This window comes from Bacillus piscicola, assembly GCF_022458745.1.
Classification (GTDB): Bacteria; Bacillota; Bacilli; order Bacillales; family Marinococcaceae; genus Alteribacillus_A; species Alteribacillus_A piscicola.
Window position 1 is genome coordinate 74,126 of the sequence record NZ_JAJJJF010000005.1, and the last position, 17,706, is coordinate 91,831.

The following is a 17,706-nucleotide window of genomic DNA, read 5'->3' on the forward strand; positions in this document are numbered from 1 at the left end:
TATACATCTAAGCAGTAGCGCCTGTTCCATAGGCGCTTTCCTTTTTCTATGTTATTCGACAAATTTCTTTTGACTTTACAGCGCCCGCAAACTTAAAGATAATATATAGAAATATGTACAATAGAAAGGTATGCAAGGTGATTTGATGACCATCGAGGAAGTGTTAGAAAAAGCAGGAAACTATATGTCAGATGAAGGCGTCGCTTTTATAGAGCGTGCTTATACTTTTGCAGAAGAAGCTCATGAGGGTCAATATCGAAAATCTGGCGAACCGTATATCTTGCATCCTATTCAAGTTGCGGGAATACTTGTAGATCTGGAGATGGATCCGGATACAGTGGCAGCGGGATTTCTTCACGACGTGGTGGAAGATACAGAGGTAACTGTTCAAGAAATTGAAGATAACTTCAACAAAGAAGTTGCGATGCTTGTTGATGGTGTCACGAAACTGAAAAAAATCAAGTATAAATCAAAAGAGGAACAGCAGGCTGAGAACCATCGAAAAATGGTAGTCGCGATGGCTAAGGATATTCGCGTAATCTTAATCAAATTAGCAGATCGCCTGCACAATATGCGGACGTTAAAATTCCTTCCACCTGAAAAACAACGTAGAATATCAAATGAAACCTTGGAAATTTTTGCCCCTCTTGCTCACCGGCTCGGTATCTCAAAGATCAAATGGGAATTAGAAGATACAGCTCTTCGTTACATGGACCCACAGCAGTATTACCGGATTGTTAACTTAATGAAGCAAAAGCGTGCAGAACGGGAAAAGTATATTGAAGAAGTCATCGAAGATATTAAGAAAAGCATGGCTGATATTAACATTGAACCGTTAGATATTTATGGGCGCCCGAAGCACATTTACAGTATTTACCGGAAGATGGTCAAGCGAAAAAAACAATTTAATGAAATTTATGATTTATTAGCAGTACGCATTATCGTAAAAAGCATAAAAGATTGTTACGCGGTGCTCGGTGTCATTCATACGTGCTGGAAGCCGATGCCAGGTCGTTTTAAAGACTACATTGCTATGCCGAAAGCGAACATGTACCAATCACTTCATACGACGGTTATCGGTCCTAAAGGTGAACCGCTGGAAGTACAGATTCGTTCTGAAGAGATGCACCGGATTGCAGAGTTCGGGGTGGCGGCCCATTGGGCTTATAAGGAAGGGAAAAGTGCAAGTCGTAAAAAGTCACTGGAAGATAAGCTGACGTGGTTTCGTGAGATTATTGAATGGCAAAATGATGCAAGCGATGCCCAAGAGTTTATGGAACTGCTGAAAATAGATCTTTTTTCAGATATGGTGTTTGTCTTCACACCGAAAGGCGATGTTATTGAACTACCAAGGGGATCGGTGCCGATTGACTTTGCTTATCGCATTCATACTGAGATTGGCAACCGGACGATTGGAGCAAAAGTAAATAATAAAATGGTTCCTCTTGATCATCAAGTAAGAACAGGCGATATTGTTGAAATTCTTACTTCCAAGCACTCGTACGGACCGAGCAAAGACTGGCTGAAACTGACACAAAGTTCCCACGCGAAAAACAAAATTAAGCAATATTTCAAGAAGGAACGCCGGGAAGAGAATATTCTCAAAGGCCGGGATATGGTTGAAAAGGAGCTGAAACTCCAAAACTTCGACCCCAAAGTAGTGATGACGGATGACAATAAGCAAGAAACTGCTGAAAAGTTTAGTTTCAGTGGGGAAGAGGATATGTTTGCAGCCGTTGGCTATGGAGGTATCAGTCCAAAGCAAATCGTAACACGACTTACAGACAAATGGCGTTTTGACAAGGAACTGGAAGAGGAGAAACTCGTCAAAGATGCTGTAAAAGATGTAAAAACCCAAGAACCTCCACGTAAAACAAACACTGGAGTTAAAGTAAAGGGAGTCGACAACCTGCTTATCCGCTTGGCACGCTGCTGTAACCCAGTTCCAGGAGATGATATTGTCGGATTTATTACGAAGGGACGTGGGGTCTCGATTCACCGGGAGGACTGTCCGAATATACAGCGCGAAGAAGCAGAAAACAGGCTTCTCCCAGTTGAATGGGAAGCGCACGGTGAAAACAGAAAGAACTATAACGTCGATATTGAAATAACCGGCTACGACCGTCGCGGCTTATTCAACGAGGTTCTCCAAGCGGTAACAGAAAGCAAAACGAATGTGTCGGCAGTCAGTGGCAGAACCGATCGAAATAAAATGGCCATTATAGATATGACAATTACGATCCACAATATCGATCACTTGTACAGAGTGGTAGACAAAATAAGAAAGGTGCCGGATATCTATTCGGTGCAGCGGAGTATTCATTAAGAGAAGCAGAAAGGATAGTAGTTTTATGAAGGCTGTTATTCAGAGAGCAACACAAGGTGTATGCACAGTCGATGGAGAAGTGACTGGGTCTATTGAAAACGGACTTGTTGTTTTAGTTGGGTTTACTCACGAAGACACGGAGAAAGACGTAGAGTGGATGGCTGAAAAAATTATTCATTTACGAATTTTTGAAGATGACGATGAGAAATTAAATCGCTCTCTTCTTGACATCCATGGGAGTGTTTTATCAATCTCTCAATTCACATTATACGGGGATTGTAAAAAAGGCCGGCGGCCGAATTTCATGGATGCGGCTAAACCGGAGGCGGCAACTGACTTATATGATCGTTTTAATGCGATATTAAAAGAAAAGGGTATACAAGTGGAAACAGGTGTGTTCGGTGCGCATATGCAAATCAGTCTCACGAATGACGGTCCTGTTACTCTTATATTGGACAGCCCTTCAAAAAGCTGATGCCGCTTGACAAGCATTGGCAGGATTCGTATGATAATATCAGTAAAATGATGAACGGCCATCGATGGAGACAGTAGGCAGATTTGGGATAGGACAGAGAGAGCCGCAAGCGCTGAGAGCGGCTTCCTAACCCTCCTGCTGAAAAACACTCTTGAGGCTCCGCTTCGAACCCTAAAGTGTAAGTAGGGGCGGACGTAAACAGGCGTTAACTGTTTAAAGTGGAAGTAAATGAATGATCATTGCTTCAAAAAGGGTGGCACCACGGCTAAATTCCGTCCCTCGTTAATTCGAGCGATGGTTTTTTTATTTGGTAAAAAGGATGGAAGGAGCAAGGTGATGGATATTCGGATACCTAGAGGAACGCAAGATATTTTGCCAGATGACGCGCGGCGTTGGCAATACATTGAAGATAAAATTCATGATATTTGCCGCAGGTTTAACTACGCAGAGATTCGCACACCCATTTTTGAACAGACCGAACTGTTTCAGCGTGGAGTGGGTGATACGACAGATATTGTTCAAAAAGAGATGTACACATTTACTGATCGCGGAGGGCGCAGCCTGACACTGCGGCCGGAAGGAACAGCTGCGGTGGTCCGTTCGTATGTGGAAAATAAACTTTACGGAAGTGCTGTCCAGCCGCAGAAACTTTACTACATCGGCCCAATGTTTCGTTATGAGCGACCGCAATCCGGTCGCATGCGCCAATTTGTACAATTTGGTGTAGAAGCGATTGGGAGTGCGGACCCTGCGATAGATGCGGAAGTAATCGCACTTGCTGTCGATTTTTATAAAGAGCTTGGTTTAGATGGGCTCAAGCTTGTGTTAAACAGCCTTGGTGACAGTGCAAGCCGCCACGCTCATCGAGAGGCGCTTATCAAGCACTTTCGTCCGCAGATTGATGAATTCTGCGATGACTGTAAGAACCGGCTGGAAGCAAATCCGCTTCGTATTTTAGATTGTAAAACAGATAAAGAGCATCCACTGATGAAAACAGCACCTTCTATTCTCGATTACTTAAACGAGCAGTCCCAGCAATATTTTAAGACTGTTAAGGAACTACTGGATGAAATGGGGATCGCTTACGAAGTTGATCCTGGGCTTGTCCGTGGCCTGGATTACTACAATAATACTGCTTTCGAAATTATGATTGAAGGTAAGGGATTTGGAGCGATTACCACCTTGATGGGAGGCGGACGCTATAATGGCCTCGTTGAAGAAATTGGTGGTCCCGAATCTCCTGGTATCGGGTTTGCCCTTAGTATTGAAAGACTGCTGATGGCACTGGATACCCAGGGAGTAACGCTGCCGGATTCCAAAGGATTAGATTGTTACATAGCAGCAGTTGGGGAAGAACCCTCCAAACGGGCAGTTGCGTTAATGACGGAGTTGCGGCGTGCCGGGATCACTTGTGATAAGGATTATACGGCCAAAAAAATGAAAGGTCAGTTTAAAGCAGCCAATCGCTTAGGAGCTTTGTATACAGCAGTTTTAGGAGAAGACGAGTTGGAAAAAGAAGTGATTACCGTTAAGTCGATGACGGAAGGGAATCAAGAGGAAATACCACTTAAGGATTTTATCAGCTACATGAAAAACAAACTGGAGGACGAAAAAAAATGATAGGACGAACACATTACTGTGGGGACATATCCGAGGCTTTAATTGGTCAAAAAGTAGAACTGAAGGGTTGGTCACAAACAAGAAGAGATTTGGGACAAGTTATCTTTATTGATCTTCGTGACCGCTCTGGAATTGTGCAAGTTGTCGCTAATCCGGAGTTCTCTCCAGAAGCATTTGAGACTGCCGACAAAGTTCGGAGTGAATATGTACTTAGTGTGAAAGGAACCGTCGTTAAACGCGATGAAGAGACATACAACGAAAAAATCCCAACCGGTACCGTGGAAGTACAGGTTGACGAGCTTGCGATATTGAACAGCTCTAAACCACTGCCGTTTCAGGTTGACGGAGAAACCGACGTTTCAGAGGATGTGCGTTTAAAGTATCGTTATCTAGATTTGCGTCGTCCCGAAATGAGAGAAACCTTTAAGCTGCGCCATCGTGTAACAAAATTAATACGTGACTACCTGGATGAGAATGATTTCTTAGATATGGAAACGCCGATGTTGACAAAAAGTACACCTGAAGGCGCCCGCGACTATTTAGTACCAAGCCGTGTGCATCATGGCGAATTTTATGCGCTTCCCCAATCACCTCAATTATTCAAACAGCTCTTGATGGTCTCCGGATTTGAGCGCTATTACCAGATTGTCCGCTGCTTCCGTGATGAAGATTTACGGGCGGATCGCCAGCCTGAATTTACACAGGTCGATATTGAGACATCATTTATGGAGAAAGAGGATTTTCTCCAGTTAATGGAAGAGATGATGAAGCGCATTATGAAAGAAGTACACGGATTGGACATTACGACGCCGTTCCCGCGACTCACGTATGAAGAAGCGATGAATCGGTACGGTTCTGATAAGCCGGACACTCGTTTTGGGCTAGAGCTTGTGGAACTATCAGACATTGTGAAGAACAGCGATTTTAAAGTATTTGCAGACGCCGTAAAGAAAGGCGGCATCGTAAAAGGCCTGAATGTAAAAGGAACTGCTGACAAAATGTCACGAAAGGAAATCGACGATCTTGCTGATTTTGTCGCCGTCTACGGAGCTAAAGGACTGGCATGGCTCAAAGTGGAAGAAGACAGCTTGAAAGGACCCATTGCAAAGTTTTTCAGTGAAGAAGAAACTGCGCAGCTTCGGGAAGCATTGGATGCGGAAGCGGGAGATTTATTGTTCTTTGGAGCAGATAAAAAGGACGTTGTCTATGCTGCTATGGGAGCACTTCGCTTGAAATTCGGAAAGGATTTAGGCTTAATTGACGAAAAGGCCTTCAACTTCTTATGGGTTACGGAATTCCCACTTATGGAATATGCCGAAGACGAGAATCGGTACACCGCCATGCATCACCCATTCACAAGCCCGGTTCGTGCGGATATCGAGAAGCTTGAGGAACATCCGGAGGAGGTTCGGGCAGAAGCGTATGACCTCGTGTTAAACGGGTATGAACTCGGAGGAGGATCACAGCGTATTTATGAACGTGATCTCCAAGAAAAAATGTTTAAAGCACTTGGTTTTAGTGCTGAAGAAGCCCGGGACCAATTTGGCTTTCTCTTGGATGCCTTTGAATACGGTACACCTCCTCACGGTGGGATTGCTCTCGGCCTAGATCGTCTCATCATGCTCTTGGCGCGGAAAAATAACCTTCGTGATACGATTCTGTTTCCAAAAACAGCGAGTGCAAGCGATCCGTTAACTGGAGCTCCCGGGGAAGTAAGTGAACAGCAGCTAGATGAATTAAATTTAGAAATTGTCACTTTTGCTGAGGAAGAAGAATAAAAAAAGCGCAGACCTCTTACCAAAAATCCATTCAGTAAGGGGTCTGCATTTTTTTGAAGCAGTCTACAAAAGGAAGAGGGTCTGTTTTAATGTGGAACGTTCGGACGCCGCTTGCTGTGTGCAAATACAAATAACCTATTTGATCCGGCTGCCACTTAAAGGAAATATCAAAAATATCATGAATGGCATAACTTCCTTGAGGGGTTTCAATCATGGAATTATAGAGATAAAGCCAGTCTTCCTGCTCGACGTGCTTTTTTTGAAGCCACTCAATGGTAACGCTCATCTGGATAATTTTCTGTTTCGCAAGTAGTGTTTGTGCCATTTCCTGTTGTGTCACTCCTCTCCCATGCATAGGCCTGGTTTGAAAAACTGTACCCTCTTGAAAAAATGTAAAACATGCCATATTAGCCCCTTTTATCGGGGAGAGGGATTATTCAAATCGCGGATAACTCTTGACCGCCGCTCTACCTCATGATATTATAAAAACAACAAAATTTGAAGAGTCCTGAGGTGTACGTGGGACGCTCATCGTTTTGAGCCAACATTTTTACCTAGGGAGCTTGAAGTTTCATTCTGAAGGGCAAGCCTCTGAAAAGTGGACGTCTGAAAGAGTGAACAGGGCACCCACCTGCCAAGAGCAGGCTTCAAAACTAGTTAGTTTGACGGCACATTGGGACTCTTCTTATTTTTACATAACATCGATTAACAAAACCCCTTAAATTTAATTTTAAGGGGTTTTTTTGATACTTCACGAAGAATATTTCTCTAAGTTGCCGTTTACATCCATACGAAACGTTTGCGGAATATAGGCTTGTTCTTCTGTCATGGCAAGTTCACGGGCCCGGTTCATCAGTTTTACAATCGTTTCATAGTCACGCTTCATCACAGCGTGCTCCTCTTTTACTCTATGAATCTCCTTTTCCAGTAACGTGTTTTCTTCATGTAACTCACCTATTTCCTGGGTGATTTCTTCCGGCGATCCTTGTTGTAAATCCGAAGCAAGGCTTTCCAAATATTGAATGAGGTAATCAATGGTCATATCTGTGGGTTGCGGTGTGGAACTGATTTGGGAAGCTGCTTGCTTTGCTGATAAACGCATTCTCTGTTTGCGTTCCCGTTTTGCGTTTTTGATTTCTTCTGTGTATTTTTGCCGGACGAGGGCGTTCCAGCGAAATCCGCACGCAGCAGAAGTGCGGTCTAACAAGTCGCCTGTTTCGTCAAACGCTTTTAACTGGGTACTGCCTTCGCGAATATGTTTTATTACAGTATTGGCAAGTAATCGATCATCATTATCAGACCATGCATCCTGTCTAACAGTCATGGTTTCATCTCTCCTTTAAATGAAGTCACTGTTCTACTCCATTTTTGACTGCTGCTTGTTCTTTTATACCTGTCCCTCAACTGTCTAAAATTTTTTTGTAGATTTCCGATAATGATCTTTCGAATTTACTCGTTTCTTTCGGTATGTAATAACGATCGTTTTTAAGAGAGTCCGGCAAGTATTGCTGTGGTACCCAGCCTCTGGGGTCATGGTGGGGATATTGGTATTCGAGGCCTCTCCCTAATTTTTTTGCTCCTTGGTAATGAGTATCCTTCAGGTGAGCCGGTACTTCTGGTGTTCCTTTTTCGAGCATAGCGTTGCGTGCGTGATCTAACGCAGTATAAGCACTGTTAGATTTTGGTGACAAGCACAACTCGCAAACGGCGGCTGCCAGCGGGATCCGGGCTTCCGGGAATCCAAGTCGTTCGGCTGCTTCAACTGCCGCAAGTGCTCTTGGACCGGCCTGGGGGCTGGCAAGACCAATATCTTCGTAGGCAGTTACGATAAGCCGCCTGCCGATACTAACTAAATCACCTGCTTCAATCAGGCGTGCTAAGTAATGGAGGGCAGCATTTACATCACTCCCCCTGATCGATTTTTGGAAGGCGGACAATACGTCATAATGCGCGTCCCCGTCTTTGTCATGATGAAAACTTTTTTTCTGAATGCATTCTTCCGCAACGTTTTCATCAATGACGATCATTCCCTTGTCATCTTTTGGTGTAGAAAGAACGGCCAGTTCTAACGCATTTAACGCGCTCCGCAGATCTCCGCCGCTTGCAAGAGCGAGGTGCTGGGCGGCATTTTTTTCTAGATTAACAGGATATGTACCCAACCCTTTGTCCTTATCTGCGAGCGCATGAAATAGTGCTTTTACAATGTCCTCATTAGAGAGGCGGTGGAGTTCGAAAATTTGGCAGCGGCTGCGGATGGCCGGATTAATCGCGTGATAGGGATTCGCAGTCGTAGCACCAATTAGGATAATCAGTCCTTTTTCCAGGTACGGAAGTAAAAAGTCTTGTTTCGCCTTATCAAGCCGATGAATTTCGTCCATAATAACGATCAGCTGATTAGATATTTTTGCCTCTTCTACGGCTATTTCCATATCTTTTTTATTGTTAACTACGGCATTCATTAGTTTAAAAGCGGTATCGGTGCTCCCGGCAACAGCAGCAGCAATGGACGTTTTTCCAATCCCAGGCGGCCCGTACAAAATCATGGATGAAAGCTTTCTTGTTTCTACCATTCTTCTAAGTAACTTACCTTCCTGCAATAGATGCTCCTGTCCAACCACCTCGTCAATGGTAGAAGGGCGCATGCGGTAGGCCAGTGGCTGGTGTTTGCTCATCAGACAGCACTCCTTACTAATTAGGCTATTACTAACAGTTTATCTTAAAACACAGGCCATGCAAAAATAATGTTTTTCATGCTATAATGGCGGAGGATTAGAAAAGGATGTACTTTTTATAGCAAGAGAGCAGGGAGATAATGACAAAGACACTCAGGAAAAGGAATTATCTTTTCTTAAGATGGTTTATTTTTACGCTCGGTCTTATTATTATGGCGTTTGGAATCGCCCTAATGATTCGAGCGGAATTGGGTAGTGCTCCCTGGGATGTGCTTCACGTCGGCCTGCAGCACCAATTTGGTCTAACTGTCGGGACTTGGAGTATTGGGATAGGAATCTTAATAATCGGCAGTACGGCTCTTTTAAAAAGAGAGATTCCTCAGGTTGGAAGCATCATAAACATGGTACTTGTTGGGGTTTTTATAGATGTTTTTTTACTTTTTTTATCCACTCCTGAGGTTTTTATATGGAAACTGATTATGCTGCTTAGCGGAATTGTGGTGATCGGTTACGGGATCGGTATTTATATTGCACCAAACTGCGGGGCAGGTCCTCGTGACAGTTTAATGCTCGTATTACAGGAAAAGACAGGGTGGAAATTGTCGCGTGTGCGGGGGTTAATGGAGATTGGTGTATTGACAGTGGGGTGGCTTTTGGGAGGGCCGGTCTTTATCGGCACCTTATTGTTTTGCGTTGGAATTGGCCAAGTGGTTGGTATTACGGTACCGCAGTGCCGCAGGCTTTTTCAGCGAATGATCGAAAGAGGTGGAAATGATGAAAATATCAACCAAAGGGCGATACGGACTGACGATAATGATGGCATTGGCGAAAAAGCACGGTGAAGGGCCGATTTCGTTAAAATCAATCGCCAAAGACTATAACTTATCGGAACATTACTTAGAGCAACTTATCGCCCCGCTCCGGAATGCGACGCTCGTTAAAAGCGTACGAGGAGCATACGGAGGATATATGCTGGCCTCCGAGCCTGCCGATATAACAGCCGGAGATATTATTCGAGTGTTAGAAGGGCCGATTAGCCCGGTAGAAGTATTAGAGGATGAAGAACCGGCCAAGCGTGATTTATGGATCAAGATACGCGATGCCGTCAAAGACGTATTGGATAATACGACGCTTGAATACTTGGCCTCCTATGAAGGAGATGCAGATCAGGAAAATTATATGTTTTATATTTAACTAGAGATACTTTATACAAAGGAGGTGACGTTATGCGGGAAGTCTATGCAGATCATGCGGCTACAACGCCGATCCATCCGGATGCTGCGCAGGTGGTGCTGGAGGTATCGATGGACTATTTTGGGAACCCATCAAGTATTCATCAATTTGGACGGCAGGCAAGAAAGCAGCTCGATGAATCACGTGAAAAGCTTGCCGCGACGATTGGGGCTGCCGGGGACGAGATCGTCTTAACGAGCGGGGGAACCGAGTCCGACAATCTGGCTATTATCGGATATGCAGAGGCACATCGTGATAAGGGCAGCCACATTATCACAACAACAATTGAGCATCATGCGGTGCTTCATACGTGTCAGTTGTTGGAAGAGAAAGGATTTAACGTTACCTATTTACCAGTAAATGATGAAGGTTTTCTCTCTCCCGAAGCGCTTGAAGCAGCTATCACGGATGATACGATACTCGTAACGATTATGCACGGGAATAATGAAGTTGGCTCCATCCAGCCTCTTCGTGAATTGGCCCGTATCGCAGAGAATCATGGGATTGCCTTTCACGTGGACGCGGTACAAACATACGGGCTGATTCCTATTGATGTAAAAGAAATCCCCGTCACGATGCTGTCTGTTTCATCCCATAAAATCAACGGCCCGAATGGAATCGGTTTTCTATACGTTCGCAGGGGGACAAATCTTGCTTCGCTGCTGCGCGGGGGAGAACAGGAACGGAAACGACGACCAGGGACGGAGAGTGTTGCAGCGGCTGCCGGATTTGCAAAAGCAGCAGAATTGGCGGCAGTGGAACAGGAAGAAAAATTTGCTGCCTACCAACAGTTAAAGGATCATTTTCTTGCTTCCTTGCGGAGGGAAGGCGTGCATTTCATCCGAAACGGGTCAGAAGCAGATAGTCTTCCGCATATTGTAAACCTTTGTTTCCCAGGTACCCAGGTTGAATCGTTTCTTGTTCAGCTCGATTTGGCGGGTATTGCAGCAGCAAGCGGTTCTGCTTGTACAGCAGGTTCTGTGGAACCATCTCACGTTCTTGAGGCAATGTATTCGGATCACAATCGTTCCCTTTCCTCGGTCCGCTTTAGTTTTGGAAAAGGAAATACATTAGGAGATACCGAATATATCGCCGCTGAAATAAAAAAAATAACAGATAAAACGGTAATGCGGAAAGAAGGGAGGGAAAACAATGGGACAAAGAAATGAGGACATTCGTGTAGTGGTAGGAATGTCCGGCGGTGTGGATTCGTCCGTGACGGCCGCTCTTCTAAAGGATCAAGGATATGATGTGATAGGAATTTTTATGAAGAACTGGGATGACACGGACGAAAATGGTGTGTGTACGGCAACGGAAGATTATGATGACGTCATTAAAGTGTGCAATCAGCTTGATATCCCTTACTATGCGGTAAACTTTGAAAAGAAATATTGGGATCATGTATTTACCTACTTTCTCGATGAGTACAAGTCCGGCCGCACGCCAAATCCAGATGTCATGTGCAACAAAGAAATAAAATTCAAAGCGTTTTTAGAACATGCACTTTCGCTTGGTGCCGATTACCTGGCGACCGGACATTACGCACAAGTCAGGCGCAGCGAAAATGGCTCAGTCTCATTAGTCCGAGGAACAGACACGAATAAGGACCAAACGTATTTTCTCCATCAGTTGAGTCAAGAGCAACTGCAGCATGTCATGTTCCCTCTGGGGCATTTGACAAAAAAGGAAGTAAGAGAGATTGCTCATGAGAAAAACCTGGCCACAGCTGCAAAAAAGGATAGTACAGGTATCTGCTTTATCGGGGAAAGGAATTTCAAAGAATTTCTACAGTCCTATTTGCCAGCCCAGCCTGGGGCGATGGTAACGCCGGAAGGGAAAGTTATGGGAAAACATGATGGTCTTATGTATTATACAATCGGACAGCGTCAAGGGCTTGGTATCGGCGGTTCAGGGGAGCCTTGGTTTGTGTTGGACAAAAATCTAACGGATAACGAACTTATTGTGGGACAGGGCTACCATCATCCCGAACTATACTCCGAGGGATTGATAGCATCAGGGGTCCATTGGATTGAAAGAGTACCGGCGGAAGAGCCTTTTGTATGTACTGCAAAATTCCGCTACCGTCAGCCTGATCAGGAAGTGACCGTCTATAAAGATGAAGATGGTCAGCGTAACGTTATGTTTACGGAACGGCAGCGCGCCATCACTCCTGGTCAGTCAGTCGTTTTTTATGATGGAGAGACCTGTCTCGGTGGCGGTACAATCGAAAAAGCATTAAAAACGAGGGAGAGCGTAGAGATCTAATGCGTTTTCCCTTTTTACATAGAGATCGTTGAAGAAGGGGCGAGCAAGAAGATGGATAAAAATGAACAAGCGGCCGCTTCCATTAAATCAGGTGATATGGAAGAAGCCTTTAAACTTCTAAATGAAGCGATTGAAGAAAATCCAGAAGATCCTGTGCCTTATATTAACTTCGGCAATTTACTGGCTGACATAAACGAAAGTGAAAAGGCATTGAACTTTTACCAGAAAGCATTGCAGCTCGATAACCAAGCTGCTGCTGCCTATTACGGGGCGGGCAACGTCCTTTACAATGCAGAGAAATTTGCAGAAGCGCTCACCATGTACCAACAGGCGCTCAAAGCTGGAATGGACGATGAGAGCCTGCATTATATGATGGGGATAACGTATTACCAATCAGGACGGATTCCGCACGCGCTTGCTTCCTTACAAAGAGCGCTGGAGATGAATGAGAACGATACAGAAGCCCGCTTTTACTTTGGACTTGCACTAGCACAGCTGGAACGTGTAGAGGAAGCGATCCCACATTTCCTGCAGGTAACTGCGGAAGATGAACAACACGCGGATGCCTATTATAACTTAGGCGTGGCTTATATGTACAAAGAAGATGCTGCAAAAGCACTTTCATATTTTGAAGAAGCGCTCCACATCCAGCCCGATCACTTGCTGGCGCACAATGGGAAAGAACGTGCCCAAGAAATGCTGGAGAAGTAATCCGGAGGTTATCGTTATGAGCGATAGACAGAACACAGATCATACGAGCTCAGAACCGTTTATAAGCGGAATTATTGTACATGTCATTTTTAGAAATGAAGATAATGGCTACACGGTGCTAAAAACGAAAGTTAAAAAGTCTCAGCCGCAAATAGATGACAAAAAAATCACAGTGGTTGGGAACTTTCCGGTCATTGATCTCGATGAACGCTACAGATTTGAAGGAACGTTTAAAGAACACCCGCGTTTTGGCAGGCAGTTTCAAGCGACATCGTACAAAAAAGAAATCCCTACAGAGAAAGAAACGTTAATTGCCTATCTTGCAAGTGATCGGTTTACTGGAATTGGTAAAAAAACGGCCGCCAAGCTAGTTGAACATTTTGGGAACAACGTCATTTCCGCAATCCTTGATGATCCTGACAAACTTAAAGATATTGCCGGCTTCAATGAAAAGAAACGTAAAGTGATTTATCAAAATATGCTTGAAAACCAGGGAATGGAACGAGCGATCACGACGCTAACGCGGTACGGGTTTGGAATGGAATTAGCTGTTAAAATATACAACACGTATCACGAAGAAACATATTCGATTGTTCAAAATAACCCGTACCAACTTGTTTGGGATGTAAAAGGGGTAGGTTTTTATAAAGCTGACCGACTTGGCAGAAGTCTTGGGATTAGTTATGAAGACCCGGACCGTATTAAAGCTGGTGTCCTTTATATTTTGTTTGAGAAGACAATGCAGGATGGACATGTCTACCTTCCTCACGAATTGTTAGTAAAAGAGGGGGCTGCTCTACTCAACGAGAATTATGAAGGGGTACCGGAACATTTACTTGAAGAAGCGCTTCTGGAACTTGCAGAGGAAGATAAGCTCATTACGGAAGAGGACAGGGTGTATATGAGCTCTCTTTACTATGCGGAGCAAGGTTTCGTGTCCAAAGTCAATAAAATGTTAAAAGAAGGTGATGACGAAGCCTCCTTCTCAGAAGCAGAGTTTTTAGAGGCACTTGGGGAAACAGAAGAAGAGCTTGGAATTGAATATGCAGATCAGCAAAAAGAGGCTATTCAACAAGCACTCACCTCATCCTTACTGATTTTAACTGGAGGGCCAGGAACCGGAAAAACGACCGTAATACGAGCCATCGTAGACATTTTTGCAAGAGTGCACGGTTTGTCGCTGGACCGTTCCACTTATAAAAAAGGGGAAAGCTTTCCGATTTTACTGGCAGCTCCAACAGGACGTGCGGCAAAACGAATGAAAGAATCGACGGGACTTGAAGCATCGACAATTCACAAATTGTTAGGTTATACAGGTGAAGAGGACGAGGGTGCCTTCGAAAAAGGAGAAAAAGAACCGCTTGATGGAAAGTTACTCATCATTGATGAAGTATCCATGGTCGATATGTGGCTGGCGAACCAATTATTTCGTGCTGTACCGGAAGGGATGAAAGTTATATTGGTCGGTGACGAAGATCAGCTGCCGTCTGTCGGACCCGGCCAAGTGTTGACCGACCTTTTAGAAACAAAGAAAATCCCGGTCGTATCCTTGTCTGTAGTCTACCGACAAGCAGAAGGCTCATCGATTATCCAGCTGGCCCATTCGATAAAAGACGGAGCATTGCCAGCATCGATTCTGCAACCCTATGCGGACAGGCGGTTTTTTTCGTGTAATACACAACAAACAGCCGAGGTTGTCGAGCAAGTGTGCAAAAGCGCCTTGAAAAAAGGCTACACCCCGATGGATATTCAAGTGCTTGCCCCGATGTACAAAGGGCCGGCTGGTGTGAACGCATTAAATGAGAGATTGCAGCAACTGTTTAATCCACATGAACAGAAAAAGAGAAAAGTCTCTTTTGGGGAAACAACGTATTCAAAAGGTGATGTAGTCCTCCAACTTATGAATGACCCAGAGCGGGAAGTGTTTAATGGGGACCGCGGAATAATTGAAGCAGTGTTTAATGCTAATGAAACAGCCGATAAACAAATGCAGATTGTGCTGTCATTTGAAGGGAAAGAAGTGACTTATACGCGCCAGGAACTTGGCCAGATTACGCTGGCATATTGTTCTTCCATCCACAAAGCGCAAGGAAGTGAATTTCCGATTGTCATTGTCCCGATGCTGATGGCATACAGAAGGATGTTGCAGCGGAATTTGCTGTATACCGCTGTCACAAGAGCCCAAGATTATTTGATTTTATGCGGAGAACAGGCCGCCATGAAATTTGCTGTAGACAATGAAAACAAATCCGACCGGTACACCACCTTAAAAGAAAAATTCCTTCAGCGAGAAAGCAACTAAGTGTATAGAAGTACCAAGAGAGGGCAAAACTGGATAATAACATTATTAAAGAAAAGGAACGATTATCCAGATGATTTGTCCATATTGCCAATCAAAAAACACAGGAAAAATTGGAACAGAACATTATTACTGCTGGGAATGCTTCGTCGAGTGGACGATTGAGAATGGTAATTACACGCTTTATCAAGTGGAGGAAGATGGCACGCTTTGCTGCTTAGATGATTTATTTGGAGATGGCTGGTACGCAGAACGCGGCAGCTGAAATGCCCCCTAGAGTTAAACTGTACCTAACGTCCGGTACAGTTTTTTCATAAAAAGAAATGATTTATCTCATCCTATTGCATAGGAGGGATAAGATGGAACGTCAAAAGGAATGGGTTTGGCTGCAGCGTTCAATACTGTTGGTTGTCTTCCTCTTCATTATCTTCTTGTTAAGCTTGTTGAAACCAGTGTGGCTATTTCTCTTACGGGCTGTCGGCAAAGCAGTGCTGCCTTTTCTCATTGCTGCTTTTATTGCCTATTTATTACACCCTCTCATTACTTTTTTACAAAACAGAAAAATCCCTCGTTCGCTAGCGATACTTTTCGTTTATGTGGTATTTTTCGGTGGGAGTGGCTTTCTTATCTGGTATTACAGCCCTTACTTATTAGTAGAGACCCAACGTTTTATCAGCCAAATGCCACATTACGTTCACGAAGCTTACGTCTTGTTTTCGAATCTTCACTATCAATTGGATTATATGCCGCCGGCAATTCATGACAGTATCGAAGCGGCGATGGAGCAAGCAGAAGAGAAATTGACACTCACTTTGAACCAATTAATCAGTAAGTGGCGCAATCTCCTTGACATGCTTGTCCTGCTCCTCCTCCTGCCTTTCATTGTGTTTTATTTATTAAAAGATGTAAAAGCAATAGAAAGATTAGTAAAGCGGATTATTCCTAAAAAATGGCAGGATGAAGGAGAGTTGCTAGGCAGTGCGGTAGATGAAGCGCTGGGTGATTATATTAGAGGCCAGTTTATGGTTGCTGGAGCTGTTGGCCTTCTTTCCATGCTTGGATTATGGCTGTTTGACATACCCAATGCTGTATTTCTCGGCATTTTTATTGGGGTTACCGACATTATTCCGTATTTCGGACCAGTGTTAGGAGCGGCGCCTGCGTTAATGGTCGCAGCTTCCATGTCTACAAACAAACTTCTATTTGTACTTATTATCTTGCTTGTTATACAGCAAATCGAAGGTAACTTTTTATCACCTTATGTTGTAGGCAGAAATGTGAATCTTCATCCTCTTGTCATTGTGTTTGCTCTTATTCTTGGATTTGAAACAGCTGGTTTTATTGGATTGCTATTAGCGGTACCTCTGTTTGTAGTAGCAAGTAATGTCTTCCAAGCTTTCAAAAAAAGACAGCTCACTTTGAAAAAAAACCTTTAAGGGCGAAGGTGATGTTTTGTGGTCTTTCGGCCAATCGTCTCATGAAGTATCCATACCAGTCTGAACCAAAGGGTATATAAGCACGCACTCGATATCCTTCTTCCACGAGCTGCTTTTGCAATTCTTCGCGGAAACCGTACAGCAGTTGAAATTCAAAATTAGCTATGCTGATGTGGTGGGAAGAGGTGAAGAGTTTGACCTTTTCTATTATGTTATGGTCATGGGTGGCAATTGCTGTATAGCCGTTACTTGCTACATGGAGTTGGATGAGCTTGAAAAAGTTTTCGTCAATCTCTTCTCTCGTTTGAAACGCGTAATCAGGAGCCTCTTTGTATGCCCCCTTAACGAGACGGAGATGAAGATCCTGCATTCCCCTTACATCATCTTCGGCACGGTGCAGAGAAGCTTGGACGACCGTACCGACATTGTCAAACTCCCTCCGCAGCTGCTGAAGACAGTACAGGATTGACTCATAATAAAAGAAAGATTCCATATCTATTTGCAGAAAAATGCCATGCTTGTGGGCGGCTTTTGTAATATCTTTCAGATGGTGAAGACAAGTGGCAAGGTCAATCCCTAGACCGATTTGCGTTAACTTAATGGATAAGTGGCAATCCACCGCTGACTCGGCAATTTTCTCTACGGCCTGTATGCAGACAGCGGCTGCTTGATCAGCTTCTGATTTGTTTGTGTTAAATTCTCCGAGATGAGTGATCGTACCAGCGATACCGGTTTCATTTAATGAACGAACTGCAGCGATAGCGCTTTCTAATGATTCCCCGGAAACGACCTTAGACGCTCCCAGGCTCAATCCCCACTTCCTTGCAGCTGCCGCTAAAAAGCGATTTTCGGATAATGACAAAAACAGTCGGCGAGAGAACTTATGCATTG

At 44.2% G+C, this 17,706-nt stretch carries 16 protein-coding genes, 1 other RNA gene and 1 other annotated feature; of the genes, 13 read left to right on the plus strand and 4 right to left on the minus strand.

What is annotated here, in order from left to right; all coding sequences use genetic code 11:
• The first annotated feature begins 130 nt into the window (after positions 1 to 130).
• From LOR49_RS10190 to aspS, 4 genes are all read left to right on the plus strand, one after another.
• Positions 131 to 2,326 carry a RelA/SpoT family protein gene (locus LOR49_RS10190; RefSeq protein ID WP_240376470.1) on the plus strand — a complete coding sequence of 732 codons (2,196 nt, stop codon included), beginning with the start codon at positions 131 to 133 and terminating at the stop codon, positions 2,324 to 2,326.
• A 25-nt stretch (positions 2,327 to 2,351) separates the two neighbouring features.
• Complete coding sequence (gene dtd, locus LOR49_RS10195) at positions 2,352 to 2,801, plus strand: D-aminoacyl-tRNA deacylase (protein ID WP_240376471.1); 450 nt, start codon at positions 2,352 to 2,354, stop codon at positions 2,799 to 2,801.
• A gap of 52 nt (positions 2,802 to 2,853) precedes the next feature.
• Positions 2,854 to 3,084 (plus strand) — a binding site (T-box leader).
• Between the two features lie 53 nt (positions 3,085 to 3,137).
• Positions 3,138 to 4,421, plus strand: coding sequence for a histidine--tRNA ligase (gene hisS / locus LOR49_RS10200; RefSeq protein ID WP_240376472.1), 1,284 nt, complete (start codon positions 3,138 to 3,140; stop codon positions 4,419 to 4,421).
• Positions 4,418 to 6,199, plus strand: a complete 1,782-nt coding sequence (gene aspS, locus LOR49_RS10205; protein ID WP_240376473.1) for an aspartate--tRNA ligase — start codon at positions 4,418 to 4,420, stop codon at positions 6,197 to 6,199. Before hisS ends, aspS begins: the two co-directional genes overlap by 4 nt.
• A 31-nt stretch (positions 6,200 to 6,230) precedes the next feature.
• On the opposite strand, the gene LOR49_RS10210 is transcribed toward aspS, so the two are convergent.
• Positions 6,231 to 6,524: a hypothetical protein gene (locus LOR49_RS10210; protein ID WP_240376474.1), complete on the minus strand. Its 294-nt coding sequence runs from the start codon at positions 6,522 to 6,524 to the stop codon at positions 6,231 to 6,233.
• Positions 6,525 to 6,701: 177 nt separating this feature from the next.
• On the opposite strand from LOR49_RS10210, the gene ssrS reads away from it, so the two are divergent.
• Positions 6,702 to 6,883, plus strand: a non-coding RNA gene (gene ssrS / locus LOR49_RS10215) — 6S RNA.
• 67 nt (positions 6,884 to 6,950) lie between these two features.
• Here ssrS and LOR49_RS10220 read toward each other — a convergent pair.
• Positions 6,951 to 7,523 (minus strand): RsfA family transcriptional regulator, encoded by a 573-nt coding sequence (locus LOR49_RS10220; protein WP_240376475.1) that lies wholly within the window; start codon positions 7,521 to 7,523, stop codon positions 6,951 to 6,953.
• Between the two features lie 76 nt (positions 7,524 to 7,599).
• The gene (locus tag LOR49_RS10225) at positions 7,600 to 8,871 is read right to left on the minus strand and encodes a replication-associated recombination protein A (RefSeq protein ID WP_240376476.1); all 1,272 of its coding nucleotides are present in this window, start codon (positions 8,869 to 8,871) and stop codon (positions 7,600 to 7,602) included.
• 140 nt (positions 8,872 to 9,011) lie between these two features.
• Here LOR49_RS10225 and LOR49_RS10230 point away from each other — a divergent pair, with 140 nt between their 5' ends.
• The 8 genes from LOR49_RS10230 (at position 9,012) to LOR49_RS10265 (ending at position 16,815) form a co-directional block, all read left to right on the plus strand.
• Positions 9,012 to 9,713: a YczE/YyaS/YitT family protein gene (locus LOR49_RS10230; protein ID WP_240376477.1), complete on the plus strand. Its 702-nt coding sequence runs from the start codon at positions 9,012 to 9,014 to the stop codon at positions 9,711 to 9,713.
• Positions 9,646 to 10,065: a cysteine metabolism transcriptional regulator CymR gene (gene cymR / locus LOR49_RS10235; protein ID WP_240376658.1), complete on the plus strand. Its 420-nt coding sequence runs from the start codon at positions 9,646 to 9,648 to the stop codon at positions 10,063 to 10,065. The genes LOR49_RS10230 and cymR overlap by 68 nt, the downstream gene beginning before the upstream one ends.
• A gap of 32 nt (positions 10,066 to 10,097) precedes the next feature.
• Positions 10,098 to 11,273: a cysteine desulfurase family protein gene (locus LOR49_RS10240; RefSeq protein WP_240376478.1), complete on the plus strand. Its 1,176-nt coding sequence runs from the start codon at positions 10,098 to 10,100 to the stop codon at positions 11,271 to 11,273.
• Positions 11,257 to 12,369 (plus strand): tRNA 2-thiouridine(34) synthase MnmA, encoded by a 1,113-nt coding sequence (gene mnmA, locus LOR49_RS10245; protein WP_240376479.1) that lies wholly within the window; start codon positions 11,257 to 11,259, stop codon positions 12,367 to 12,369. The genes LOR49_RS10240 and mnmA overlap by 17 nt, the downstream gene beginning before the upstream one ends.
• A 51-nt stretch (positions 12,370 to 12,420) precedes the next feature.
• On the plus strand, positions 12,421 to 13,080 hold the full coding sequence (locus tag LOR49_RS10250; RefSeq protein WP_240376480.1) for a tetratricopeptide repeat protein: 660 nt from the start codon (positions 12,421 to 12,423) through the stop codon (positions 13,078 to 13,080).
• A 16-nt stretch (positions 13,081 to 13,096) separates the two neighbouring features.
• Positions 13,097 to 15,382, plus strand: a complete 2,286-nt coding sequence (recD2, locus tag LOR49_RS10255; RefSeq protein WP_240376482.1) for an SF1B family DNA helicase RecD2 — start codon at positions 13,097 to 13,099, stop codon at positions 15,380 to 15,382.
• A 70-nt stretch (positions 15,383 to 15,452) separates the two neighbouring features.
• Complete coding sequence (locus tag LOR49_RS10260) at positions 15,453 to 15,644, plus strand: hypothetical protein (protein ID WP_240376483.1); 192 nt, start codon at positions 15,453 to 15,455, stop codon at positions 15,642 to 15,644.
• A 94-nt stretch (positions 15,645 to 15,738) separates the two neighbouring features.
• Positions 15,739 to 16,815, plus strand: a complete 1,077-nt coding sequence (locus tag LOR49_RS10265) for an AI-2E family transporter (RefSeq protein WP_240376485.1) — start codon at positions 15,739 to 15,741, stop codon at positions 16,813 to 16,815.
• Here the strand turns inward: LOR49_RS10265 and LOR49_RS10270 are convergent.
• Positions 16,793 to 17,704, minus strand: a complete 912-nt coding sequence (locus tag LOR49_RS10270) for a proline dehydrogenase family protein (protein ID WP_240376487.1) — start codon at positions 17,702 to 17,704, stop codon at positions 16,793 to 16,795. The two genes, LOR49_RS10265 and LOR49_RS10270, sit on opposite strands and share 23 nt — an antisense overlap.
• Positions 17,705 to 17,706 lie beyond the last annotated feature (2 nt).

What these genes read in the sequence shown, in the direction of transcription:
- LOR49_RS10190 (WP_240376470.1), top strand. Translation starts at nt 131, where the DNA reads ATGCAAGGTGATTTGATGACCATCGAGGAAGTGTTAGAAAAAGCAGGA.
- dtd (WP_240376471.1), top strand. Translation starts at nt 2,352, where the DNA reads ATGAAGGCTGTTATTCAGAGAGCAACACAAGGTGTATGCACAGTCGAT.
- hisS (WP_240376472.1), top strand. Translation starts at nt 3,138, where the DNA reads ATGGATATTCGGATACCTAGAGGAACGCAAGATATTTTGCCAGATGAC.
- aspS (WP_240376473.1), top strand. Translation starts at nt 4,418, where the DNA reads ATGATAGGACGAACACATTACTGTGGGGACATATCCGAGGCTTTAATT.
- LOR49_RS10210 (WP_240376474.1), bottom strand. Translation starts at nt 6,524, where the DNA reads ATGGCACAAACACTACTTGCGAAACAGAAAATTATCCAGATGAGCGTT.
- LOR49_RS10220 (WP_240376475.1), bottom strand. Translation starts at nt 7,523, where the DNA reads ATGACTGTTAGACAGGATGCATGGTCTGATAATGATGATCGATTACTT.
- LOR49_RS10225 (WP_240376476.1), bottom strand. Translation starts at nt 8,871, where the DNA reads ATGAGCAAACACCAGCCACTGGCCTACCGCATGCGCCCTTCTACCATT.
- LOR49_RS10230 (WP_240376477.1), top strand. Translation starts at nt 9,012, where the DNA reads ATGACAAAGACACTCAGGAAAAGGAATTATCTTTTCTTAAGATGGTTT.
- cymR (WP_240376658.1), top strand. Translation starts at nt 9,646, where the DNA reads ATGAAAATATCAACCAAAGGGCGATACGGACTGACGATAATGATGGCA.
- LOR49_RS10240 (WP_240376478.1), top strand. Translation starts at nt 10,098, where the DNA reads ATGCGGGAAGTCTATGCAGATCATGCGGCTACAACGCCGATCCATCCG.
- mnmA (WP_240376479.1), top strand. Translation starts at nt 11,257, where the DNA reads ATGGGACAAAGAAATGAGGACATTCGTGTAGTGGTAGGAATGTCCGGC.
- LOR49_RS10250 (WP_240376480.1), top strand. Translation starts at nt 12,421, where the DNA reads ATGGATAAAAATGAACAAGCGGCCGCTTCCATTAAATCAGGTGATATG.
- recD2 (WP_240376482.1), top strand. Translation starts at nt 13,097, where the DNA reads ATGAGCGATAGACAGAACACAGATCATACGAGCTCAGAACCGTTTATA.
- LOR49_RS10260 (WP_240376483.1), top strand. Translation starts at nt 15,453, where the DNA reads ATGATTTGTCCATATTGCCAATCAAAAAACACAGGAAAAATTGGAACA.
- LOR49_RS10265 (WP_240376485.1), top strand. Translation starts at nt 15,739, where the DNA reads ATGGAACGTCAAAAGGAATGGGTTTGGCTGCAGCGTTCAATACTGTTG.
- LOR49_RS10270 (WP_240376487.1), bottom strand. Translation starts at nt 17,704, where the DNA reads ATGCATAAGTTCTCTCGCCGACTGTTTTTGTCATTATCCGAAAATCGC.